The organism is Deinococcus roseus (genome assembly GCF_014646895.1).
Classification (GTDB): domain Bacteria; phylum Deinococcota; class Deinococci; order Deinococcales; family Deinococcaceae; genus Deinococcus_C; species Deinococcus_C roseus.
This window is the reverse complement of sequence record NZ_BMOD01000003.1, coordinates 354,341-376,629: the sequence shown is the minus strand read 5'-3', so window position 1 is coordinate 376,629 and position 22,289 is coordinate 354,341. Positions and strand designations below refer to the sequence as shown.

Genomic DNA, 22,289 nt, shown 5'->3' with positions numbered 1-22,289 from the left:
CGGTGGCGCGTCCAATTCTGCGCACGAGATCAAAGTCCCTGGTGGCTCCCAGGGCGTTGTTGTGGGGGAAGAGGGTGGCGCCGATCATGTTGTTGTGGCCGTGGACGGCATCCACGCCGTAGATGAGGGGAATCTGGAGTCGGGAGTGTTGTGCTTCTTCCAGGAAGCCCTCGACCATGTCCCGCCAGTTTTGGGGGTTGTTTTCGGTAGGGTTTCCGCCGCCGCCTGAGAGGACGGATCCGAGGCTGTATCTGGCGATGTCGCCTTTCTTGACGCTGTTCTTTTCGGGCTGGGTCATCTGCCCGATTTTTTCAGCAAGGCTCATTTCTGACAGCAGGTTCTGGACAAAGGGATGGGGGGTGCTCTTCTGGTTCATGGTGCTCCTAGGAGGATACTTTAGCGGTACAAGTATATGGTACGCCTGTTTGAGGGGGAAGCATGTGACTTTGTTCTAGGGTGGTCTGTCGAAACGATTCGATGATAGCATGTTCACCCCCTGAACAAAAGGCCCTTTTCCCTGATCCCGGTTCAGATCTGGCAGAAGTTCAGACAAATTGGGCAAAGGTTTTCAGTGTCTGGCACATGAAGCGCTTCCAGTTCGTAAAGCAACAACACAGGGCAGGACCATTGCCCTACCGTCCTCCCCTACCCTGAAAAGATGGATTCACTTCAAATCAAATTTGCTCAGGTTCGGGACCTGCAGCTGCAATACCTGCAGTGGAGCACCACAGGGACACCCCTGCTGTGGCTTCCGGGCCTGGGGCACACCGCCCACATTTTCAGAGACATTGCTCCCGTTTTTGCACAGCGGTTTCAGGTGCTGGCCCTTTCCCGCAGAGGGCACGGAAAATCCGAAGCTCCGGCGAACCACGATTACACCCCGCAAAGACTGGCAGATGACCTGCTGGAATTCCTCAACGTTCTGGAACTGCAAGATGTGATTCTGGTGGGCCATTCCATTGCAGGAAATGAGATGACCCTGGCCGCCTCACAACAGCCAGAGCGTTTCAAAGCCCTGGTTTATCTGGATGCGGCCTACAACCGCAGTGGCGTTCTGAAACGCATGCAGCAAGATGCAGAGCACAACAGCAATGCCAGTCGCCCTCAGCCCCACACCTTGCAAGGATTTCGGGAAGACCTGCAGGCACAGTACGGTTGCTGGACCCCTGCTCTGGAAGCAGACCTGCAGGACATGCTGATTCAGGACCAGGGAAGGTTGCGCCTGAGGGAAGGTCCTTCCAGACTCTTTGCCGCCACAGACAGCCATGTGCCAGATTACCGCAGCATCCGCTGTCCTGCTCTGGCGATTTATGGCCTGCTGGAAGAAAAAGAGGATGCTTTGACCCGGAAGGTGATGCTTCCCTGGCAACAGGAATCCATGGCACAGTTTGCCAGAGAATGTCCTCTGGGGCAGGTCATCCGCTGGAACACCGATCACCATTTCTTTCTGACTGAGCCTCAAAAAACCGTGCAGTGCCTGCAGGATTTTCTGGGCACCTTGCAGTGAAGAAGCCATGTCGCTTTTTCACAAGCCTTCTGCAGCAAGTTTAAGGGAAACTGGAGGGTTGAAGCTTCAATTTTTCGCAGCATCCGCCAGCCGAATCCCCCGAATCGGCAGCAGGCAGATCAGGCGCATCCCGATGCACAGCAGGAAATACACCAGATAATGCTCCTGCACATGCAGCCCTTGCAGCAGGGACACCACACCCCCGGCCACCAGTCCCATGCTGAACGCTGCTGCTCCAGACAGCAGGTTGCCTGAAGACAGGTAAGGCAGGCGGTTTCCAGGCTGTGTTTTCTGCATGGCCAGATTGAAGATGGTCAGGTTGGCTGCGCTGTAAATCACGGCTTCCAGCACCGCCAGCAGCCACACCAGGGCCGTCCAGTGGGTCTGGTAAATCACCATCAGGGTGAGGGGAATCAGGAAAGCGCTGCACAGGGCCGCCATTTTGAGCACCAGGGTGTTGGGGATGCGGTCCACGACCTTTCCGATCTGGTAATTGACCAGCAGGCCCACCGCAGCGGTCAGGGCTGTGTAAAGGCCCACCTGGGTCATGGTGAAATGCATTTCTTTCAGGAAGTACGGAACCAGCATGACCGTGCAGAACGCCTGCGCACCGCCCCACACCGTCATGAAGCGCAGGAACGGTGCAAAATTCGCGTCTCTGAGGGGGGTCATCAGCACATCTTTGAAGGTCAGTCTGGGGGCACTGGGGTAAGGATCGTGGTACATCAGGTACATCACTGTGGAGACCATCGACAGCACGAAAGCCGCCCCAAACAGCACTGCATAATTGCTGGGAGGAACCAGATGGTCAATCACCAGACCGCCCAGCAATGCCGCTGAGGTGGCGCACATTCCCATCAGGCCGTTGCGCATTCCGAAATAGCGGCCCCGGATCACACCAGGGACAACATCCCCCATGATCCCGCTCCAGATGGTACCTGCTGCAGACTGGAAGATGTTGGTGATGGCCAGTCCCATCAAAAGCCAGATGACTTTCTGGGGATCAGGAACATCTGTAAAAAGCAGAACCAGGGGCAAAATGCCCACCAGTCTGCCCACCAGTCCGAGGTAAAACATCAGGCGTTTGCGTTTCTTGACCTGCGACACCCACCATGCGGTGACCGGGCCGCTGAGCTGGGCCAGAAAGGGAATGCTGCCTGCAAAAGCCAGCTCTGCACTGCTGGCCCCCAGGTGCCCCAGGTGCCCGATGAAGATGGGACCCAGCATCCAGGTGGCGTAAATTTGCCAGATGCAGCCTTCCCACACGGAAAGTTTGAGGGTGTTCAGTTTTTGTGGGTCGCGGATTTCGGCATAAAGGGATTGCATGAAAGGTCCTCTGAAAGCAAGGCGAAAGGCAGCAGGCCACAGAGGGCTGCCAGGGGCAAAATGGAGGAGGGCAAAGGAAGCCAGGATGGCCCTCATGGACCATCCAGATGCTTCAGTATGGTGGGTCATGAACAGCGGGTCAAGGAAGATCCTTCACAATGTTCAACCCGAAAAAAACGCTCACGAAAAACCCTGTTCCCATCTTGCTTTTTTTCTGTGCAGGAAAGATGTGAAAAACTTTTCATTGCTCAGTACAATTTTTTCAGGGTTGTGACAATACTTTCAAATTCAGCGTTCAGACAGAAGCAGGAGCAAGCCTGTTCAGCGTTGCAAAGTCTTCATCCGAGAGGTCCAGACGGGCTGCACCCAGGTTCTCTTCCAGGTGCTTCAGGCTGGAGGTTCCAGGAATCGGGAGCATCACCTTCGATCGTTTGAGCAGCCAGGCCAGGGCCACCTGGGAGGGGGTGGCATTCAACTTCTGGGCGATGGTGCTCAGCACCTCCAGATGACCTCCAGCAATGGGCCTCCAGGGAATGAAGCCAATGCCGTGCTGCTCACAGTGGTTCAGCACCGCCTCGTGGTTGCGGTCGGTCAGGTTGTACAGGTTCTGCACGGTGGCCACAGGGAGCACGTTCTGGGCGGCCTGCAATTCCTCGATGCTCACCTCTGAGAGCCCAAAGAAACGGATTTTGCCTTCCTGCTGCATGTCCCGGATCACGCCGAACTGTTCGTCTCTGGGGACCCTGGGGTCAATGCGGTGCAGTTGCCAGAGGTCGATGCACTCCAGCCTGAGGCGCATCAGGCTCATTTCCACGCACTGGCGCAGGTACTCGGGGCGACCCACCGGAACCCAGCGGTCTGGTCCCTGGCGGGTGTGTGCCCCTTTGGTGGCAATCACCAGATTGCTGGCGTAGGGGTAAAGGGCCTCACGGATCTGTTCCTCGTTGACGTGTGGACCGTAAGCATCTGCAGTGTCGATGAAATTGACACCCAGTTCCACCACCCGTCTGAGCACCTTCAGGGCGTTTTCGGGATCCCTGGGAGGACCCCAGATGCCCGGTCCGGTCAGGCGCATCGCCCCGAAGCCCAGACGGTGGATGTCCAGTTCTCCGCCAATTTTGAAGGTGCCACTGGATGCAGCGTTCAGTGTGTTGGTGTCTGTGTTGGTGTCTGTGTTGGTCTGAGTCATGCTGTCTCCCAAGTGGTGCAGAAAATCAGAAAATGCCTTTCGCCTGAGGTGCTTTTTGCAGGATGCCCCGCTGTTCGCCCACAAAATCCCGGTACCACTTCGCGCTGTCTTTGAGGGTGCGTTGCTGGGTGTCGTAATCCACATGCACGATCCCAAAGCGCTTGGCATATCCAAAGGCCCATTCAAAGTTGTCCAGCAAAGACCATTCAAAATAGCCGCTCACAGGCACCCCCTCTGCAATGGCCCTTTGCAGGTGGTGAAGATGGTCCTGCAGGAAGCGCACCCGCTCAGCATCGTGCACCTGACCATTGACCAGCTCGTCTTTGAAAGCCGCTCCGTTTTCGGTGATGTAATACTTCGGAACGGGGTATTCCCGGTGCAGGTCTTTCATCAGGCGGTAGATGCCCTCGGGGTAGATTTCCCAGCCCATGTCGGTGCGCTCCACGTTCTGCAGGGTTTTGCCCTCGGTGCTGACCCAGTAGCGGTAGTAGTAATTGACCCCCAGAAAATCCAGCGGCTGTGCAGCCACTTTCAGAGCCTCCAGGTCCAGATCGGGCATTTTTGCACCCAGCTGGTTCTGGTAATGTTGCAGCGCACGCTCGGGGAAGGTGCCCCGGAACACCGGATCCAGATACCAGCAGTTGATTTTTGCATCCAGCAAGAGCGCAGCTTCCTGATCTTCAGGGGAACCGGTGGCAGGGTCCACGGGGTAAAGGTTCAGCACCGTGCCCACCTCTCCCCTGACGTTCTCCCCTCTGAGGGCCAGCACGGCCTGACCGTGGGCCAGCTGGATGTGATACGAGGCCAGCACTGCAGTGGGCAAATCCTGAATCCCCGGAGCATGCCGCCCGATGTGGTACCCCAGTTCCGCCGTGCACCAGGGCTCATTGAAGGTGCACCAGCTTTTCACCCGGTCTCCCAGTTTGCGGTGCAGGGTCAGGGCGTAATCGGTGAACCACTGCACGATGTCCGGGTTGGCCCAGCCTCCCCGGTTTTGCAGGGCCTGGGGCAGATCCCAGTGATACAGGGTGAGGTGGGGATCCAGACCCCGTTCCAGCAATCCATCAATGAGACGGTCATAAAAATCCAGTCCCTTTTCATTGATCTGGCCCATGCCTTCAGGAAGGACCCTGGGCCAGGACACAGAGAAACGGTAAGCGTTCAGGTTGAGGTTCTGGATGAGGTCCAGGTCCTGCTGCCACAGGTGGTAGTGGTCGCAGGATGTGGTGCCATTTTCGCCGTTCAGGATCTTGCCGGGCATCAGGGCGTAGGCGTCCCAGATGCTGGGTCCCCGGCCATCTTCAAAAGCGGCCCCCTCGATCTGGTAGGCGCTGGTGGCAACGCCCCAGGTGAAATCTGCTGGGAATGTAGGAATCTTGTGGGTCATGGTTTTGCCTTTCTGATGGTGTTTTGGGCTTCAGGCGTTTTGCAGGGTTCTGGCAGGACGCAGCAGGTGCATCAGGTGCGTCTGGCGCTGCATGGCCTGCTGGTAGATCTGGTGGGCCTGCACAGAGGGTTCAAAGGCCGCTGTGATGCGGCGGTCTGGCAAATCAAAAGGATCCAGCACCCCCAGGGCACCCAGACCCATCAGGGCGGCCCCTCGGGCGGTGGCTTCATCTGGAATGTCTGTGACCACCACAGGGGCATCCAGCACATCAGAGAGCATCTGCAACCACACGTTGGAAGACAGGACAGCCTGACCACTGGCAAAATAGGTGGGCCTCACCTCCAGGGCGGTGCTGAGCCGCTGGGCAATGTCGGCCAGACGGTAAGCGATGCCTTCCATTCCCACCTGCAACACCTGCAAGGGCCGGGTGCTGAGTTTCAGGCCGTGCAGGGTTCCGGTGGCTTCAGGGTTGTAGTGGGGGCTGCGTTCTCCACTGAAAGAAGGCACAAAAGTCAGGCCATGACCATCCGGGGGCAACTGGGAGAGGTGCTGTTCCAGTTCATCCCAGGGTCCCAGGTTCAGGGATTCCCGCATCCACTGGTGGATGTTGCCGCCTTCGGTGAGGGCACCACCCAGCAGGGCATGGTCCTGATCAATCAGGTAAGACCACAACCCCTGAGGGATGGCAGGTGTGCGGGTGGGCAACACGGCACGCAGGGCACTGGTGGTTCCCACCGTGAGGGCCACCTGACCAGGACGGGTGGCTGCACTGCCCACATTGGCTGCCGCACCATCTCCCACTGCAGGAAAGAAGGGAATGTGGGCAAATTTGGGCCAGCGCTGCAGGTGCTCTTTTTTCAGGTGCAGGTGGGGAACGGTGTGGTCGGTCAGAACGGGAAGTTGGTCGTCAATCAGGCCCAGTTGCTGCAGCAATGCCCCATCCCAGCGCAGGGTATGCCTGTTCAGCAAACCCGTCCAGGAGGCCAGCGAATAAGAAGTGCGGGGGGCCTCTCCAAAATAACGCCACAGCACATGGTCGGCAATGTTGCACCAGTGCGCTGCCTGCAGTGCCGAGGTGGCCTGCCACCAGAGAATCTGGGTGGGCCAGTAGGCGGTGTAATCGGGGCAACCTGTGCGGTCCAGACGGGAAGGATCGAAAGGCAGGTCCTGCAACAGGTGGAGGCTGCGGGTGTCTGCGTAAGTGAGGACCGGAGACAGCGGCTGAAAATCCACGTCCAGGGCCACCAGGCTGGAAGCAATGCTGGTGAAAGCCACCCCCAGCACCTCCCGGCTGCCCAGCCGCACGTGCAGCGTGTCCAGCACCTGGTCCACCGCCTGACAGATGTGCAGCAGGTTGGCCTCTGCGCCTCCATCTGCATGGTGTTTCAGGCTGCACAGCACTTTTGCCCGGATGCCCGGAAAAGCCTGTCCGTGCTGGTCATAAGCCAGTCCTTTCACACTGCTGGAACCGATGTCAATGCTGAGCATCAGGGGTTCAGATCGGATGTGCATGCTGTCCTTTCACGTTTTGTGTTTTCACTTTCTGTCCCCGGATTTCCTGAGGGCCTGATTCACCTGCTGAATGCGCCTGCTGGAAAAAGGTTCTCCCAGCACCTGCAAAGCAGCCAGCAGTGCGTCGATGATGCAAAGCTGGGCCAGACGTGCAGCCACCTCCTCGGGCCTGTAAGGGCTTTCCGGGGCAGACGCCGTGAGGGTGTGTTGGGCCAGGCGGGTCAGGGGGGTGCGCCCCAGACCGGTCAGGGCCACCACCTGTGCGCCTCCTTCACGGGCCAGTTTCGCGGCATGCAGCACATCAGGGCGGGCTCCCGAGTAGGAAATGGCCACCAGCACATCTGCAGGTTCCAGCAACGCGCACACCTGGGTCATGCTGAGGGGGTCGGTGTGGGCCGCGCACATCAGGCCCAGCCGCAGGCATTTCTGCTGGGCATCCTGGGCCAGCAGTGCCGAGTGGCCCATCCCGATGAAATCAATGCGTCTGGCCTGCGAGAGCGCCTCCACGGTCCGGTTGAACGCCTGCAAGTCCAGGTGCTCCAGGGTGTCTGAAAGGGAAGTCATGCTGCCCTGAAAGACCTTCTGCAACACCTGCTCTGGTGGATCCTGGGGCTGGATGCCCAGGGGGGCTCTGGTTTTTTCCTGCCCCACCAGCGTGCGGGACAGTTTGAGCTTGAAGTCCTGGTAGCTTTTGAACCCCAGGCCCTGCACCAGCCTGACCACGGTGGCCTCCGAGGAATCGGACACGGCAGAGAGGTCTGCGATGGTCCAGTGCAGAAACTCTTCCGGGTGGGCCAGGATGGTGTCGATGATTCTCACACTGGCAGCCCCCACCTCGTCGCGCATCACATGCAGTTTGCGCAGCAGGGGGGGCAGGTGGGCAACAGAAGGTGCAGTCATGGGGCTCCTTGATCAAAAGGGTTGCAGTGGGGGCGGATGCTTCCATTGTAAGACCAGACCTGCAGAATTCAGGCATCAAAATGAAAGAATCATTCCTGATTCTGAGCTGCAGAGGATTCTTGTGAAGGGCCAAACAGTGGGGATCGCGGCAGAAACCGTGAAGCAAAAAACCGTCTTCTGCGAGGCAAAAGTCGGGCTAGGGTCAAGGCAAATCACCCAGGAGATGAAGTCAAGCTGTCATTTCCTGGGTGATTTCCTGAAGGAAAATTTCTTTTTCAAGCTTTCAGTTTGAAGGTTGTTTTTCTGTCATTTTTCAGCCTGCTTTGAAGCGAAAAGGCCCAGCAAAGCGTCCAGCGAAAGGGCCAGCAGAGCCGCAGTCAGGGCACCCAGCAAAACCAGTCCGGTGTTCTGCTCAGAAAGACCGTTGATGATCGGGGAACCCAGACCTCCAGCCCCCAGTGCCGCTCCGATGGTGGCTGTTCCAACGTTGTACACCGTGCTGGTGCGAATCCCGGCCAGCAGGATGGGCCAGGCCAGCGGGAGTTCAATGCGAAAAAGGCGCTGCAACGGGGTCATGCCTGTTCCGGTGGCGGCGTCCAGCACCCCTCCATCCACACTTTGCAGACCAGCAATCCCGTTGGACACCACAGGCACCAGACCGTAAAGCACCAGACCCAGCAGGGTGGGAGCAACCCCAAATCCCAGGGCCGGAACCGCCAGGGCCAGAATCGCCAGGGTGGGCACCGTCTGGCCCAGTCCGGTCAGGGTTTCGGTGAGGCGCAAAAACGCCTGGTTGTGGGGCCGCGTGACAAACACGATGGTGGGCAGGGCCAGCAGCAAAATGATCCCCTCGGCCAGCAGCACCAGCAAAAGGTGGTCCAGGGTGAGCTGCCAGAGGGGTTTGTCTGTGTGCGGAGGAACGCCAGCAGACAGGGGGGCCAGAAGTCGCGGCAACACATCTGGAAGAAGTGCCACAATCAGCAGCACAGGCCAGATCAGTCCTGCAGGAATGCGAATCTGTCTGGACCTGGAGGGCACAGCCAGTTTCAAGCGTAACTCCTGGCTTTTCCGGCATGCAAAAGGTCCTGATAGCGCACCACACCCAGAATGTGGTTTCCTTCCTGCACTGCCACCGCTTCAATGCCGTCCCTGAGCATGATGGACAGGGCCGTGCGGGCATGGTCTGTGGCAGAAAGCACAGGCATTCCTGCAGATGTTCCGGGCTGGACCAGTCCTCCCAGAACAAGCCCCGCAAGCTGGGTCAGCACGGCGTCCTCTCCCATGAAGCGCCGCACAAAAGCACTGGCCGGGCGGTGAATCAGGTCGTCGGGGGTGCCGTATTGTTCCAGCCGTCCTTCATTCAGGAGGGCGATGTGGTCGGCCATCAGGATGGCTTCTGCGATGTCATGCGTCACCATCACGATGGTTTTGGCCAGGGTTTTCTGGATCTGCAGGAATTCCAGTTGCAGTTTCTCACGGGCTATGGGGTCCAGGGCTCCAAAAGGTTCATCCATCAGGAGCACCGGAGGATCAGCGGCCAGTGCACGGGCCACCCCCACCCGTTGCTGTTGCCCTCCCGAAAGTTCTGCAGGTTTCTTGTGCTTGAAGAGGGAGGGTTCCAGACCCACCAGATGCAGCAGTTCATCCACCCTTTGCTGGGTGCTGGTGCGGTCCTGCTTCAGCAGTTCGGGCACGGTGGCCACGTTCTGTCCGATGGTCAAATGCGGAAACAGCCCGATGCGCTGGATCACATAACCCATGCTGCGCCTCAGGACTTCTGGACGCAGTGAGCGCACGTCTTTGCCCTGCAGGAGGATCTGGCCTCCTGAGGGATCAATCAGGCGGTTGATCATGCACAGGGTGGTGGTTTTTCCGCAGCCCGAAGGCCCCAGCAGGGCTGTGATTTTTCCGGTCTGGAAGGTGAGGTTCAGGTCCTGAACCACCACGTGGTCTCCGTATTTTTTCTGGAGGTTTTTCAGTTCAATCATGATGGATCAGGGTGTCCTTCCCAGTCGATTTCCCAGCACATTTTCTGCCCCCCTGAGCAGGGCATCGGCCAGCACGGCCAGCACGCAGGCAGGGATGGCCCCCAGCAGAATCAGGTCGGCAGCTCCGCTCTGCAGGCCTTTGAAGATGTACACACCCAGGCCTCCTGCTCCAATCAATGCAGCCACACTGCTGATCCCAATCAGGAGCACCGTGGCCTGCCTGACCCCGGCCAGCCACACAGGGAGGGCCAGAGGCAACTGCACTTTCCAGAAGCGCTGCGCCCGGGTCATGCCCATTCCGGTGGCTGCGTCCAGTGCGCCTTCATCCACACCTCTGAGGGCCACCACACCGTTTCTGAGCAGGGGCAGGAGGGCATAGAGGGTCAGGGCCACCAGTGCAGGAGCGGTGCCAATCCCGCTCACTCCTGCAGCACGCAAACCTGGAACATGGTCTGCAAGCCAGGCCAGGGGAGCAATCAGAAGGCCCAGCAAAGCCAGACTGGGCAGGGTCTGGAACGCCCCTGCAATGCCCAGGGTCAGGTTTGCTGCCTTTTCATTCTGGCTGGACCAGACCGCCAGAGGACTGCCAATCAGGGTGGCCAGAAGTAAAGCAGTCAGGGTGAGCCTGAAATGCTGCCCCAGTTCTGCAAGCCAGCGGTCGCCTTCACTGCGGCCTTCTGCCAGGACGCTCCAGCCGTCCAGCCCATGCAGCAAAGCAAATCCCAGAACAATGGGGAACCACAGCCACAAAAGAAAGCTGTTGCGCTTTTCCGTCTGGGCCAGTTGCGCGGTGTACAGTGCAATGCCTGATCCCAGCATCCACAGCCAGAAACCGCTGCTGGCGCTGGCACGTGCAATCTCTGACTGACCCGCCAGTGCTTCCTTGCTGAACAGTCCAAACAGCACCGGACCAGAAAGCAAAATCAGGTTGGCAGGAAGCCACAACAGTGTGGGTTTCCGGTAGGCCAGGGCAGCAAGCAACACCAACAGCACCCCTCCAGCAGCCTGCCATATCCACTGCAGGTGCAGGAAATGGGGCAATGCAATGCGGTTGGGCCTGAGACCCAGCCAGGGCAAAAAGAGTCCTGCCAGAAGCAGGACTGCAGAAAGCCAGACGGTTCGGGAGTCAAAGGGATGTTTCATGAAAGGGCCTTGAAGGGCTTATTTGATGATGCCCTTGCTTTTCAGGAAAGCCGCTGCCACTTCTCTGACAGGCTTGCCTTCCACAGCAATCTGGGCGTTCAGTTTTTGAATTCCGGTCTGGCTGAGGGTTCTGAAGGCCTTGTTCAGCAGGGTCTGAATTTTGGGGTTGGCTTTCAAAACCTCGGTGCGAATGATGGGGGAAGGCTGATACACCGGCTGGGCATTTTTGGGGTCTTTGAGGACCACCAGATCCAGAGCAGCAATGGTGCCGTCTGTTCCGTAAGCCATGGCAGCATTCACACCGTTTTGACCTGCTGCAGCAGCCTGCTGGGTTTGCAGGGGGGTTGCACCTGCCAGCAGCAGTTTCTGATCTGCTTTCAGTTTGAAGCCGTAGGTGTTCTCAAACAGCTGGAAAGCATCGGGGCGGTTGAAGAACTCCGGGCTTCCTGCCACTTTCAGGTTGCCGCCCCTGTTCAGGTAGGTGGCCAGATTGGTGTAGGTGCTGATTTTGTTGGCTCTGGCAAAAGCAGCAGGAAGGGCCAGTGCCCAGGTGTTGTTGACATTGGCAGGGTTCAGCCAGGTGATGCCGTTTTTCGCATCCAGCTCTTTTGCCAGCCCGTAAATCACTTGGGGGTTCTGGGCTTTTTCTTCGGCGATTTTGGCGTCTGGGAACAAATAAACAGCGTTTCCAGTGTATTCAGGGTACACATCAATCTCGCCCGACAGAATGGCTTTGCGGGCCACTCCGGTGTCTCCCAGGCTGGTTTTGTCTGTGACCTCGAACCCTGCGTCTTTGAGGGTCAGGAGGATGATCTGGCCCAGCAGCTGGGCTTCGGGATCGAGTTTGCTGGCCACCACAATGGGTTTCGCAAAGGCACTGGAGGTGAGGGCAAGGGCAGCAAACAGGAAAATGCTTTTCTTCATGTCAAAACTCCTCTGTTGTTTCTGTTGGAACGGATCAAAGATCCACAAATGGTGGTGAAGGTACGACTTTGAAAGCGGGAAGGTTCAATGCCTCAGAAGGCAGAACGCAGGGCCAGCCAGGGCCGCCCGGCACTGAAGTCATAGTATTTGGTGCTGGTCAGGCGCAATGTACCCTGAATTCCGGTGTCCAGCACCCCGTTGTGCAAGCGGATGCCCTGATAGTAATGCGGAGACAAATGTTGCGAAGCCCGCTGGTGGTGCTGGCTGTGCTGCCAGTACCCCATGTGCGAAAGGTCTTTCAGCACCACCAGATTCAGCCAGTTTAAGGAATCGAGCTGTCTGGAACTGTAGGCGAAAATGGCAGGCTCCGGGTCGTTGCGCAGGTCTTCCACCAGATGGGCATCAATACGGGTCAGTTCCTCCCGGACATCTGCAGGGGAATCTGGCCGCAGTATGGAACGGAACCCCACAAAAGCCAGTGCAGGTTGTTCTGACAATGACACCGCGTCAAAGATGTGGATGCCGTGGTACCCTCTCCCCTGCTCCAGGATTTCCTGCTGCTTTCTGCCGCTCCGCAGGGTGCCCAGCAATTGATCGCGCATTTCATGCAGCAAAAGCAAATCTTGCTGGTTGTGTGTTGGATCGGTGAAAGGGCGCTCTGGAACCCGTTCTTCTGTGCCCAGTTGCAAAAATCTGGAGGCTCCAGAAGTCTGAGGGGTCGCGTGTGGGGTCACTTCAGGCATGCACAACACCTCTGTCTCTCAAGATCTGGGCCTGGGCGGTGACTTCCAGCAGTGGCTGGTACTGGTCTTTGTGGGTGAGCTGGTAGTGGATGAAGCCCGCTTCATCCAGCAGTTTCTGCCCAGAGACCGTTCGGTGCAGGTTCAGCAGGGCTTTCTGCAACTCCTGGCGCACTTCAGGATCCAGGTTCTGGTGCACGGCAAAAGGTGGGGCTGGGAAAGGCCCCAGGCTGGCAATCACCCGCAGTTCCTGGCGCAGTCTGGGTTGCTGCCTGAGCACCCAGGACAGCACCTGTGAATCGATGGCCGCAGCATCCACCTGCTGGGTGAGCACCTGCTGGATGGATTGCAGGTGGGATCCACTGGGGGTGAAATCTCCGGTGAAGGCCGCCCCCAGCCGGGAAAGCTGGGCCAGAGGTGCAGCCAGTCCTGACAGTGAAGTGGGGTCGTTGTAAGCCCAGTGGGCCTGGGTCAGTTCGCTGAGCTGGTCGTAAATGCTGTCCCGGTGCACCACCACATCGCTGAAATACACAGGCTGTCCTTTGGCACGGGGGGCAAGCGGAACCGGAACGGCCAGAAAGTCGAGGTGTTCATGCTGCAGACCCAGCAGTCCACAGATGAAGCCCGCCTGTGCGTTTCCGGATTTGAGTGACTTTTCATGGGTGGTCCACAACTCTCCGGGCTGGTATTTCAGAGACAGGGAGGTGGTGGCATTCAGGTGGTTCACCAGGTCAATCAGGTGTTGCTGGTGGTTGGGTCCCAGCAGGGACACCAGTTCGACGGTGGTCTGGCTGGCCTGCCGGGTCTGATGGGGGTGGGTGATCAGCGTCATGAATCTTCTCCTTTCTGGGTGAGGGTTGTGCTGCTCCTGCCCGTGTGTGCCACAATCCTAGAGTAGTTTACAGATTTTGTCAACTTATTGTTTTGGCTTAGGGCCTTGCTGCTTCATGGTTGCGCATTGTTGCTCAGATGTGCTGTTCAAAACAGGCATTTTCAAGATCATTCTTCTGAGAAAAACACTTTTTCAGCAGCCATCTCACCTGGACTGCTCTGTCCTGGATTTAATTGTTGATTTGTTTTGTCTACCAAAGTCCTGCCAGCGGTTTGCAAGCCACCTTTCAACATCCAGCAGTCAGAAGGCCTGACGCCAAATTGGCCCTGGTGCCTGAAAACCCCTTTGCAGACCCGATGCACCTAATCAAATCCATAAACCCCTTCTGGCGCTTTGTTAGGATACGGTCAGCAGGCAATGGAAAACGATTTCAAAACCACATCAACTTGAAGGGAGACATCCATGAAATTCCTGCACACCCTGAAAGACCTTTTTCAGATCCCTGGTTATGCCCGGCTCAGTGTGGCCCTGACCATCTTTGGGATTGCCGTTTCTTACATCATGCCTTTCACCTCGCTGTTTGCCACCACCGAAGCCCACATGTCCAAGACCCAGCTGGGCATTTTTGTGACCGCCATGTCGGTGGCCAGCATCCTGATCAGCACGCAACTGGCCCGAATGTCAGATCGGGTGCAGGACCGCAAATGGATTCTGATGTTCACCCTCTTGTGTTCTGCTGTGGGGTATCTGCTGTTCAGTGTGATCCGGGACTTTTATGTTCTGCTGCTCATAGCCTGCACCCTGCTGGGAGCGGGCTCTGCAGCATTTCCCCAGCTTTTCGCTTTTGCCCGCATTCGCATTCAGGGGCAGCAGGTGCAGAATCCTGAGCTGGCCATCAGCACCCTGCGCACCTTTTTCTCGCTGGCCTGGGTGGTGGGGCCTGCCACTGGAGCTGTGCTCCTGGCCTCGCTGGGCTTTCCCTGGCTGTACCGGATTGCAGCCCTGTGCACCGTGCTGGCCGCCTGGATTGTGTGGCAGTTCAAATCCCTGAAAACCACTTCCGTTTCTTCCCAGCCTCCCCGTTCCCTCAGGATGGTGCTGAAAAGCCCCACTGTGATGGCGATTTTTTCGGGTTTCACCCTGCTCAGTGTGGCTGGAGCCCTCAGTCAGATTGTGCTGCCCCTGAGGGTGGTACAGGATTTGCACGGCAGCAAAGAACAGGTGGGTTTGCTGTTCAGTCTGGCTGCAGGCCTGGAAATCCCTTTCATGATTTACTTTGGCATCATTGCTTCAAGGCTTCCCAAAAGCCTGCTGATCATCGGGGCTGCGGCATTGCAGGGGATCTATTTTCTGGTGCTCAGTCAGGCCACGGCGGTCTGGCACATTTTTCCAGCCCAGATTCTGGCTGCCGTGGTGATCTCGGTGACGCAGGGGCTGGGCATCTCTTACTTTCAGGATTTGATGCCCGATGAACCGGGAATGGCCACCACCCTGAATGCCAATGCCAGCCGCACCGGATCCATTTTGAGTGGGTTGTTGTTTGGGATGCTCTCCAGCCTGCTGCTCAACAACCAGTTGTTTCTGCTGTGCATGGGAATGTGCTGGCTGTGCGCCCTTTTGCTGTTTGGGTTTGGTCGGGAGAAACACCTGCAGGCCTACCACCTGTCCCGGCAGCAGGTGAAGTGAGAAACCCTCAAGATCATTGTTGATATGGATTGTATTTTTTCACACCTTTATACTCGATAAGCCATTTCAAGCATCCAGGGTATCTTCTTGTTCAGAACACCATTTTCCATCCCACAAGCTCCAATTGTGCTTTATTAGTTGATTATTTCTATCAACTGTATTAGGCTGTCTGGCAGTCCCAGCGAGGCATTTCCCATAGACTTTTCCATCAAGCTCCCATTCAAAACCAAGAGGTGAAACCATGACAGCAACCCCATACACCCAACCCACAACGTTCAAAATCGGCGGCGACCTGGAAGTCAACCGTCTGGGCTTTGGAGCCATGCGCATCACCGGAGACGGCATCTGGGGCGATCCCCAGGACCCCGAAGCCGCCCGCACCTTGCTGAAGCGCGTGGTGGAACTGGGCGTCAACTTCATTGACACCGCAGACGCCTACGGCCCCGACACCTCCGAAATCCTGATCCGTGAAGCCCTGTATCCCTACGCCGACGGTCTGGTGATCGCCACCAAAGGGGGCAACACCCGCCAGGGTCCCGGCAAGTGGGCACCCGTGGGCCGCCCCGAGTACCTGCGCCAGGCCGTGGAACTCAGTTTGCGCAAATTGAAAGTTGAGCGCATTGATCTGTGGCAGCTGCACCGCATTGACCCCAAAGTCCCCAGGGACGAACAGTTTGGCGTGATCCGCGAGCTGCAGCAGGAAGGCAAAATCCGCCATGTGGGCCTCTCCGAAGTCTCTGTAGAAGAGATCGAGGCTGCCCGCAAAATCGTGGAAATCACCACCGTGCAGAACCTCTACAACCTCTCCAACCGCCAGTCCGAAGCGGTCCTGAATTACACCTCCCAGCATGGCATCGGGTTCATCCCCTGGTTCCCGCTGGCCACAGGCAACCTGGCCCGCGAAGGCAGCGTGCTGGACAGCATCGCGCGCAGGTTGAATGCCACCCCTTCTCAGGTGGCCCTGGCCTGGCTGCTCAAACGCGCCGCCAACATCATCCCCATTCCTGGCACCTCCAACATCAAACACTTTGAGGAGAACCAGAAAGCTGCATCTCTGGAGCTTTCCGATGAGGATTTTGCCGCCATTGGGCAATTGCGGGACTGATCTACGACACAAAAAGAGGAGCACCAGCAGGGTGCTCCTCTTTTCTGGTTTTGGTTGAGCTTACTTGATCACCAGCAAGGTGATGCTGGATGCAGGCAGTGAAGTGGTGACTTTCCCTGCACTGAGGGTCAGGTCAGGTTTGGTCACAATGGATTTCAGGGCTGCAGCAGTGTACTGGAACACTTTCGCATTGGTGGCAGTGATGTTTTTGGTCTGCAGGGTGATGTTGGCAACGGTTTCCTGCTTGTTGACCATCATGATGGTGATGGCTCTGTCCGAAGCCCGCTCTGCAGCGTAAATGGACAGCTTGGCCTGATCGGTGCTGGCGGAGTGCACATAGGTGTCCCCAAAAGCACTTCCCAGTCCGTCGTAGTTGCGGTACATGCGCAGGGCGTAGGTGATGGGGGTGCGGTCCGGGTCGTAGCCTGCCTGCCCCTCGCCCAGGAAGGTGGTTCCCCACAGCACGGCCATGTCCATGCCTTCACGCGCAAAGATGCCCAGTGCATCTGCCTCTGTAAGGGCTCCGTTGATGTCGTCTGGCGCACCAAAATTGTATTCTCCGATGGCCAGTTTGGTGCCTGGATAGTAAGTGTTCACCCAGGCTTTCATGCGGGGGATCAGGTTGACCTTGTCGGCAATCCAGCTTTCATCCAGGTAGGTGGGATCCCACAGGCTGCGGGTGCTGCGCAGGCGTTTGTAGCGGGTGGCAGCAGAAATGTCGTTGTTGTACACCCCGCTCTGGGGGTAATAGTGCAAATCCAGGTAATCCAGCAGGCGTTTGCCGTTGGTGGTCTCGTACGCCTTGAGCTGCTGCAGGTACCAGGCCACCAGTTCCATGTCCCCGTGGGCTTTACGGTCAGGGCGGGTGTTCCACCAGTCTCCACCTGCTGCTGCGTCCCTGGCCGAATAGAAATAGTTGCTCCAGCCCCACTCGGCAGGCCCGAGAAGCTGGGCAGCAGGATCCACAGCCTTGATTTTGCTGCCGTAATCGATGGTCTTGTTCAGCAGTTCATCGTAACTGGTGGGCTGGGGGTGCACATCCCGGTGGGTACTGTTCCACAGATTGGGCTCGTTGTCGAGGTTGTAGTACTTGACCCCTCCAGCACCGGCTTTTCCAAACGTCTGGGTCAAGTAAGTGATCCAGCCCTGCACAAATGCCGAGTTGGAGGCCACACTGGTGTCCAGCGGGTTGTTTCCGGTGATGAAACTGCCGTCTGGCTTGATGCCGTTGCCACAGTCGGTGTGCCAGGGGTCCACGGCCTGCTGCGCTCCGTATTTGCTGACGCTGAATCCGCAGGTGATATTGCGGTCTCTGGTGACATAACCCACCATCGGAACAGTGATCAGGCTGGAGGTTGCCGTGCGTTTGTCCTGCTGGATGAACAGATCCACAGCATTCCCTCTGGGCAGAATGCCGGGGTTGCTGTTGGCCACCGGGTAGCCTTCAAAGTACCAGTCGTTGGCGGTGGTGTCTGCATCCACCTTGTAATTGAATCGGCTGGTGCGGTTCCCACCCCAGCGGCGCACCGGGAGTTTCAGGTCTCTGGCCAGGGTTTCTCCAGCAAAGCTGATCCCATAAATGTTGGGGCTGATGGGTTTGCGGGCCAGTGCCGCGTCCACATAAAGGCTGAGGGCCACAGGAGGGGGTGTGGTGCCTTTCTGGTAGAACATCACCTCATCCAGGAAAAAAGCAGGTTGTGCTTTGCCCAGGGTGTCCTGAATGGCGATGCCAGAGATGCTGCTGGGCTTGCCCAGATTGCTGAGGGGAATTTCCACCAGGGTCCAGACGTTGGGTTTGGCAGTCAAGGAGAAAGATTGGCTGAGCAGGCTGCCTCCGGCTTCCAGCACCACCCGCACGGCCTGGTTTCCGGTGGTGCCTCCGTGCACATAAAAACGCAGGGTGTCCACTTTGCTGCCATCAATGGGGGCATCGGTGTGCAAATACAGGCCTGCCCAGGCTGCGGTAAACGTCACTTTCATGGCGCGGGTTCCGGCCTGCACCGGAGTGGTGGCCGCAAAATCTGCGGTGGTGCTCCAGGACCAGTTCTGGTAACCCGCAGTCAGACTGTCCGCAAAAACCGTGCTCTGGTTGGTGAGGGCCGCAGGCATCACCTCTGACGGTACAGAAGTGCGGGTCAGGGTGCCGGTGTTGCAGGCCACAAGGCTCAGGGTCAGGGGGATGGTCAGGGTGAGCCGCTTCAGGTGCATGGGGTCCTCCTCTGGCAGGGGGGTAAACATCGGTCGTGCAGCTGAATTCCAGAACAACTGGAGGCACCTGCATTGCGAGATTTGTTACCAGAACTGTACGTAGATTACCAGTTTCAGGGGCAAATTCCTGTGATGGCTGGTGGTTCCCCGCAAAATCACTCAACACCGCAAACAGAGGAAAAAGCATCTGGTACAGCAGATCTGTTTTAAGCTTCAGGCTTTTCCAGGGGGGTGCTGCAAGCCGGGTTTTCGGGGTATGCTGAGAACATCCCTGCTTCACGCTGCTGACCCAGCACCTGTTTTTCTGACAACACCTGCCCCTGCCAGATCCATTCAGATTCATGTCATGAAGATCTTTTTACAATTGGGCATCGCTCCGGCACATCCACACAGGTCCCGCCACAAACCTGCCGCGCAAAACTTCCGAAGATGGTGGAGGACTTTCCGTGAAACCCTTCAGACCCAGACCACCCCTCTCCAGAAATGACCACCTGTACCAGGCCCTGGTCGGGGGTCTCAGGCACTGGGTGATGGTGCTGGACCACCACGGGGACATTGTGGAAACCAGTGACAGCGTGTTGCGGGATTTGCAGACCTCCCGCCTGGATGTGCTGGGCCTGTCCTTCTGGGCCTGTCCCTGGTGGAAAGTGGAAGGGCTCTTGCAGGTCAAGGACCCCAGCAGCAAGACCCAGTGGCCGGTGTCTGCCCGCATGACCGTGACATTGCCAGATGGGCAGGTGGTGTTGCAGACCTTTCATTTCACCACCCTGGGCAAGGGCAAAAACACCACCATTGTGGTGGAGGCCTTTCCGCAACAAACCCAGGCCCTCCCCGAAACCCTGCTGCACGCCGCCTTTGACCATCCCTCTCAGGGATTTGCTTTGCTGGATGCACAGGGAACTCTCCTGTGGGCAGGCAACAGCTTTCATGACCTCACCAGCAACACCAAGCTGGCCCCTTACGATCCCCAGATCTGGCAGGACACCCTGAACATCAGGTGGGAAGAAATGCAGCCCAGAAATGCTGTGGCAGTGGATGTCACCCTGCCAGATCCCGAGCAGGAACGCCTCGCCCGCATCACCCTGTCTGCACTGCAGGAACCCATGGGTTACCTGTTGCGTTTCGAGGACATCACCCAGCATTTGCATTCCCAGCAACAAATGGAACAACTGGAAAGCCGCCTGTCCCTGGCCCTCAAAGCCGGGGGGGTGGGCATCTGGGAATGGGACATCCGCTCTGACACCCTGTTGTGGGACGACCGCATGCTGGAGCTGTACGGAACCACAGCTGAAGAATTCTCTGGCAAACTGGAAGGCTGGGAGAAACTGCTGCACCCTGAAGACATGGCCGCAGCTGTGGGCTTCACTTACCGGGTGCTGATGGGCTCTGTTGAGCAGGACATCGAACTGAGGGTGCTGCTTCCCACCGGCATGGTGCGTTACCTGCGCTGTTTTGCCAGTCTGGAACGCAACAGCAGCGGTCAGCCCATCCGGGTGATCGGCACCACCTGGGATGTCACCCGCGAAAAACTGGTGGAGGCAGGGTTCAAAGAAGCCCAGGACATCGCCCAGATTGGCCGCTGGCGCTGGGACCTCATCACCCGCAACATGGAGTGGAGCGAGGATTTGCGCCGCCTGTGGGGCTTCCGGGAGGATGATGTGCTGCCCAATGCCGATCAGGTGCATGAGCTGTTCACCCCGACCAGCTGGCAGGAATTGCAAAGGGTCGCCGGAGAGGCCGTCCAGGCCAGAGAGGGCTTTGCCCTGGACCTGGAATACCAGGGCAAACATGGCCGCAAAGGCTGGATGCACCTGCGGGGCCGTCTGGCCGAAAACCGCGAAGGTCAGGTGACCCTGATCTACGGCACCCTGCAGGACATCACCGAGAACAAAATGGCCCGGGCACAACTGGAAACCCTCTCCAACCGGCTGCTGATCGCCACCGAAGCCGGGGGCATCGGCATCTGGGAGTGGGACGCCCAGAGCATGAACATGACCCTGGACCGCCGCATGGCCGAACTGTTTCAGCTGTCGGTGCAAAAATTTCCCCACAGCATCGACATCTACACCCTGATCGAGCACCATGTGCACCCCGATGATGCCACCTCGCTGGCAGAGGCTTTCCGCAACCTTGCCGAAAACCCCCGGCTGGGCCATGACATCTTCCGGGCAGAGCCCCGGGTGAGCACCAGTGACGGCCAGAACCGCACCCTGCGCCTGCATGCCCGCATCCTGCCCTCTTCGGATGGGGTGGTGCGCATGCTGGGGACCGCCTGGGACATCACCACCCAGAAAGCCACCGAGAGCCTGATCCGCCACCAGGCCAACTACGACGCCCTCACCGACCTGCCCAACCGCCGCCTGTTTTATGAACTGCTGTCCCAGGAACTCAAGACGGCTTCCAGGACCAACAAGAGCTGCGCCCTGCTGGTCATCGACCTGGACCGCTTCAAGGAAATCAACGACATGTACGGGCACCCGATGGGCGATCACATCCTGATCGAGGTGTCCAACAGGTTGCGCATGTGCATCCGGGCCTCAGACATCATGGCCCGGCTTTCAGGCGATGAATTCGTGATCCTGCTGACCCAGCTTGAAGAACCTGCACCTTCTGCCACCCTGGTGGCCGAACGCATCCTCAGCATCCTGCGTCACCCCTACCGTCTGGGCACAGAACAGGTGACCCTGAGTGCCAGCATTGGCATCACGGTGTTCCCGGAAGACGCAGACGATCCCAACAAATTGATGGTCAGCGCAGATCAGGCCATGTACAGCGCCAAAAGCGAAGGCAAAAACCGCTACCGCTTCTTCAAGCGTTCCATGCAAGACAGCGCTTTCGAGAAACGCCGCATCCACAACGACCTGAGTTTTGCCATCCGGCGCAACGAATTGCAGATGTACTACCAGCCCATTGTGGACCTGGGAACAGGAAAAGTGGTCAAGGCAGAGGCCCTGCTGCGCTGGAAACACCCCGAAAAAGGCTTTGTCAGCCCAGCCCTGTTCATTCCCATTGCCGAGGAGAGCGACCTGATTCACCTGCTGGGAGACTGGGTGTTCAGGACCGTGACCCAGCAAATCCAGCTCTGGGACATGGCCGGTCTGCTTCCTGTGCAGGTCTCCGTGAACATCTCTGCCAAACAGTTCATGGACCCCAAAACCATGGACCGCCTGCTGGGGTACATCGCTTCTTCCAATGTGCCTCCAGAGCGCATCATCGTGGAGATCACCGAGAGCGTCTTCGTGCAGGAAAAAAACGAGATCGTGGCCCAGATCAAACAGTTGCAGGACGCAGGGATTCGCATTGCCCTGGACGATTTCGGAACAGGGTATTCCAGCCTCAATTACCTGACCCGTTTCAATGCGGGTTACATCAAAATTGACCGCTCGTTCATTCAGGGCATCCACCAGACCAGCGAGGCCGCCATCGTGGACGCCATCATCGCCATGAGCCACAAACTGGGCAAAACCGTGATTGCCGAAGGGGTGGAAACCCTGGAGCAGGCCGAATGGCTGAAAGAGAAACGCTGCGATTTCGTGCAGGGGTATTACTTTGCCCGCCCCATGCCGGTTCCAGATTTCGCAGCATTTGTGGAGAAGTTTGCCGTGTCAAAGTCTGAGGATTGAACCAGAAAACCGGCTACAACACCCTTCAGGTTTATGATGGGCTTTGAAATGATGAGTCCTGATTTGAACCCTGAATGGATTGCAAAAAACTCAAAATTGTTTCTGGAGGCTTTTCAGCAGCCCACCCTGATGCTCTGCCTGTACCAGACAGAGGCGCAGATCGAGGCCATCACCACCCATCCCGATGTGGCCCTGGGGATGCCCGAACGGGTGAATGTG

18 protein-coding genes are annotated in these 22,289 nt (G+C 57.7%); 5 read left to right on the top strand and 13 right to left on the bottom strand.

Annotation, left to right across the window (positions count from 1 at the left end; translation table 11 throughout):
• On the bottom strand, window positions 1-376 hold a 376-nt coding region (locus IEY52_RS07175; RefSeq protein WP_308424994.1), incomplete at its 3' end, for a glycoside hydrolase family 3 N-terminal domain-containing protein.
• A gap of 282 nt (window positions 377-658) precedes the next feature.
• On the opposite strand from IEY52_RS07175, the gene IEY52_RS07170 reads away from it, so the two are divergent.
• Complete coding sequence (locus IEY52_RS07170; RefSeq protein ID WP_189001819.1) at window positions 659-1,507, top strand: alpha/beta fold hydrolase; 849 nt, start codon at window positions 659-661, stop codon at window positions 1,505-1,507.
• Window positions 1,508-1,573: 66 nt separating this feature from the next.
• Here IEY52_RS07170 and IEY52_RS07165 read toward each other — a convergent pair whose 3' ends face one another.
• The 5 genes from IEY52_RS07165 to IEY52_RS07145 all read right to left on the bottom strand — a co-directional run bounded on the left by IEY52_RS07165 (window position 1,574) and on the right by IEY52_RS07145 (window position 7,821).
• Window positions 1,574-2,833, bottom strand: coding sequence for an MFS transporter (locus IEY52_RS07165; RefSeq protein ID WP_189001817.1), 1,260 nt, complete (start codon window positions 2,831-2,833; stop codon window positions 1,574-1,576).
• 295 nt (window positions 2,834-3,128) lie between these two features.
• A complete protein-coding gene (locus tag IEY52_RS07160; protein WP_189001815.1) occupies window positions 3,129-4,022 on the bottom strand; it encodes an aldo/keto reductase in 894 nt (297 codons plus the stop codon).
• A gap of 25 nt (window positions 4,023-4,047) precedes the next feature.
• Window positions 4,048-5,409 (bottom strand): GH1 family beta-glucosidase, encoded by a 1,362-nt coding sequence (locus tag IEY52_RS07155; protein ID WP_189001812.1) that lies wholly within the window; start codon window positions 5,407-5,409, stop codon window positions 4,048-4,050.
• 30 nt (window positions 5,410-5,439) lie between these two features.
• Window positions 5,440-6,921, bottom strand: a complete 1,482-nt coding sequence (locus IEY52_RS07150; protein WP_189001809.1) for a gluconokinase — start codon at window positions 6,919-6,921, stop codon at window positions 5,440-5,442.
• A gap of 24 nt (window positions 6,922-6,945) precedes the next feature.
• Window positions 6,946-7,821, bottom strand: a complete 876-nt coding sequence (locus IEY52_RS07145; RefSeq protein WP_189001807.1) for a MurR/RpiR family transcriptional regulator — start codon at window positions 7,819-7,821, stop codon at window positions 6,946-6,948.
• Here IEY52_RS07145 and IEY52_RS07140 point away from each other — a divergent pair.
• Window positions 7,820-8,113, top strand: a complete 294-nt coding sequence (locus IEY52_RS07140; protein WP_189001805.1) for a hypothetical protein — start codon at window positions 7,820-7,822, stop codon at window positions 8,111-8,113. The genes IEY52_RS07145 and IEY52_RS07140 overlap by 2 nt on opposite strands.
• A gap of 14 nt (window positions 8,114-8,127) precedes the next feature.
• Here IEY52_RS07140 and IEY52_RS07135 read toward each other — a convergent pair whose 3' ends face one another.
• From IEY52_RS07135 to IEY52_RS07110, 6 genes are all read right to left on the bottom strand, one after another.
• Window positions 8,128-8,871, bottom strand: coding sequence for an ABC transporter permease (locus IEY52_RS07135; protein ID WP_229684665.1), 744 nt, complete (start codon window positions 8,869-8,871; stop codon window positions 8,128-8,130).
• Complete coding sequence (locus IEY52_RS07130; protein WP_189001803.1) at window positions 8,868-9,809, bottom strand: ABC transporter ATP-binding protein; 942 nt, start codon at window positions 9,807-9,809, stop codon at window positions 8,868-8,870. The genes IEY52_RS07135 and IEY52_RS07130 overlap by 4 nt, the downstream gene beginning before the upstream one ends.
• Window positions 9,810-9,815: 6 nt before the next feature.
• A complete protein-coding gene (locus IEY52_RS07125; protein WP_189001801.1) occupies window positions 9,816-10,952 on the bottom strand; it encodes an ABC transporter permease in 1,137 nt (378 codons plus the stop codon).
• Window positions 10,953-10,970: 18 nt separating this feature from the next.
• Window positions 10,971-11,876 carry a glycine betaine ABC transporter substrate-binding protein gene (locus IEY52_RS07120; RefSeq protein ID WP_189001799.1) on the bottom strand — a complete coding sequence of 302 codons (906 nt, stop codon included), beginning with the start codon at window positions 11,874-11,876 and terminating at the stop codon, window positions 10,971-10,973.
• Between the two features lie 92 nt (window positions 11,877-11,968).
• Window positions 11,969-12,619, bottom strand: coding sequence for a hypothetical protein (locus IEY52_RS07115; protein WP_189001797.1), 651 nt, complete (start codon window positions 12,617-12,619; stop codon window positions 11,969-11,971).
• Complete coding sequence (locus tag IEY52_RS07110) at window positions 12,612-13,448, bottom strand: phosphate/phosphite/phosphonate ABC transporter substrate-binding protein (protein WP_189001794.1); 837 nt, start codon at window positions 13,446-13,448, stop codon at window positions 12,612-12,614. The genes IEY52_RS07115 and IEY52_RS07110 overlap by 8 nt, the downstream gene beginning before the upstream one ends.
• A gap of 462 nt (window positions 13,449-13,910) precedes the next feature.
• Here IEY52_RS07110 and IEY52_RS07105 point away from each other — a divergent pair, with 462 nt between their 5' ends.
• Both IEY52_RS07105 and IEY52_RS07100 read left to right on the top strand, forming a co-directional pair.
• Window positions 13,911-15,134, top strand: coding sequence for a sugar efflux transporter (locus IEY52_RS07105; protein WP_189001792.1), 1,224 nt, complete (start codon window positions 13,911-13,913; stop codon window positions 15,132-15,134).
• A 241-nt stretch (window positions 15,135-15,375) separates the two neighbouring features.
• On the top strand, window positions 15,376-16,239 hold the full coding sequence (locus IEY52_RS07100; RefSeq protein WP_189001790.1) for an aldo/keto reductase: 864 nt from the start codon (window positions 15,376-15,378) through the stop codon (window positions 16,237-16,239).
• Between the two features lie 60 nt (window positions 16,240-16,299).
• Here IEY52_RS07100 and IEY52_RS07095 read toward each other — a convergent pair whose 3' ends face one another.
• Entirely contained in the window at window positions 16,300-18,447 is a 2,148-nt protein-coding gene (locus IEY52_RS07095) for a glycoside hydrolase family 44 protein (protein WP_189001788.1), read from the bottom strand.
• Between the two features lie 446 nt (window positions 18,448-18,893).
• On the opposite strand from IEY52_RS07095, the gene IEY52_RS07090 reads away from it, so the two are divergent.
• Window positions 18,894-22,070, top strand: a complete 3,177-nt coding sequence (locus IEY52_RS07090; RefSeq protein ID WP_189001786.1) for a bifunctional diguanylate cyclase/phosphodiesterase — start codon at window positions 18,894-18,896, stop codon at window positions 22,068-22,070.
• The last annotated feature ends 219 nt before the right edge of the window (window positions 22,071-22,289 follow it).

What these genes read in the sequence shown, in the direction of transcription:
- IEY52_RS07130 (WP_189001803.1), bottom strand. Translation starts at nt 9,809, where the DNA reads ATGATTGAACTGAAAAACCTCCAGAAAAAATACGGAGACCACGTGGTG.
- IEY52_RS07160 (WP_189001815.1), bottom strand. Translation starts at nt 4,022, where the DNA reads ATGACTCAGACCAACACAGACACCAACACAGACACCAACACACTGAAC.
- IEY52_RS07155 (WP_189001812.1), bottom strand. Translation starts at nt 5,409, where the DNA reads ATGACCCACAAGATTCCTACATTCCCAGCAGATTTCACCTGGGGCGTT.
- IEY52_RS07110 (WP_189001794.1), bottom strand. Translation starts at nt 13,448, where the DNA reads ATGACGCTGATCACCCACCCCCATCAGACCCGGCAGGCCAGCCAGACC.
- IEY52_RS07150 (WP_189001809.1), bottom strand. Translation starts at nt 6,921, where the DNA reads ATGCACATCCGATCTGAACCCCTGATGCTCAGCATTGACATCGGTTCC.
- IEY52_RS07165 (WP_189001817.1), bottom strand. Translation starts at nt 2,833, where the DNA reads ATGCAATCCCTTTATGCCGAAATCCGCGACCCACAAAAACTGAACACC.
- IEY52_RS07145 (WP_189001807.1), bottom strand. Translation starts at nt 7,821, where the DNA reads ATGACTGCACCTTCTGTTGCCCACCTGCCCCCCCTGCTGCGCAAACTG.
- IEY52_RS07115 (WP_189001797.1), bottom strand. Translation starts at nt 12,619, where the DNA reads ATGCCTGAAGTGACCCCACACGCGACCCCTCAGACTTCTGGAGCCTCC.
- IEY52_RS07100 (WP_189001790.1), top strand. Translation starts at nt 15,376, where the DNA reads ATGACAGCAACCCCATACACCCAACCCACAACGTTCAAAATCGGCGGC.
- IEY52_RS07095 (WP_189001788.1), bottom strand. Translation starts at nt 18,447, where the DNA reads ATGCACCTGAAGCGGCTCACCCTGACCATCCCCCTGACCCTGAGCCTT.
- IEY52_RS07140 (WP_189001805.1), top strand. Translation starts at nt 7,820, where the DNA reads ATGGGGCTCCTTGATCAAAAGGGTTGCAGTGGGGGCGGATGCTTCCAT.
- IEY52_RS07170 (WP_189001819.1), top strand. Translation starts at nt 659, where the DNA reads ATGGATTCACTTCAAATCAAATTTGCTCAGGTTCGGGACCTGCAGCTG.
- IEY52_RS07120 (WP_189001799.1), bottom strand. Translation starts at nt 11,876, where the DNA reads ATGAAGAAAAGCATTTTCCTGTTTGCTGCCCTTGCCCTCACCTCCAGT.
- IEY52_RS07105 (WP_189001792.1), top strand. Translation starts at nt 13,911, where the DNA reads ATGAAATTCCTGCACACCCTGAAAGACCTTTTTCAGATCCCTGGTTAT.
- IEY52_RS07125 (WP_189001801.1), bottom strand. Translation starts at nt 10,952, where the DNA reads ATGAAACATCCCTTTGACTCCCGAACCGTCTGGCTTTCTGCAGTCCTG.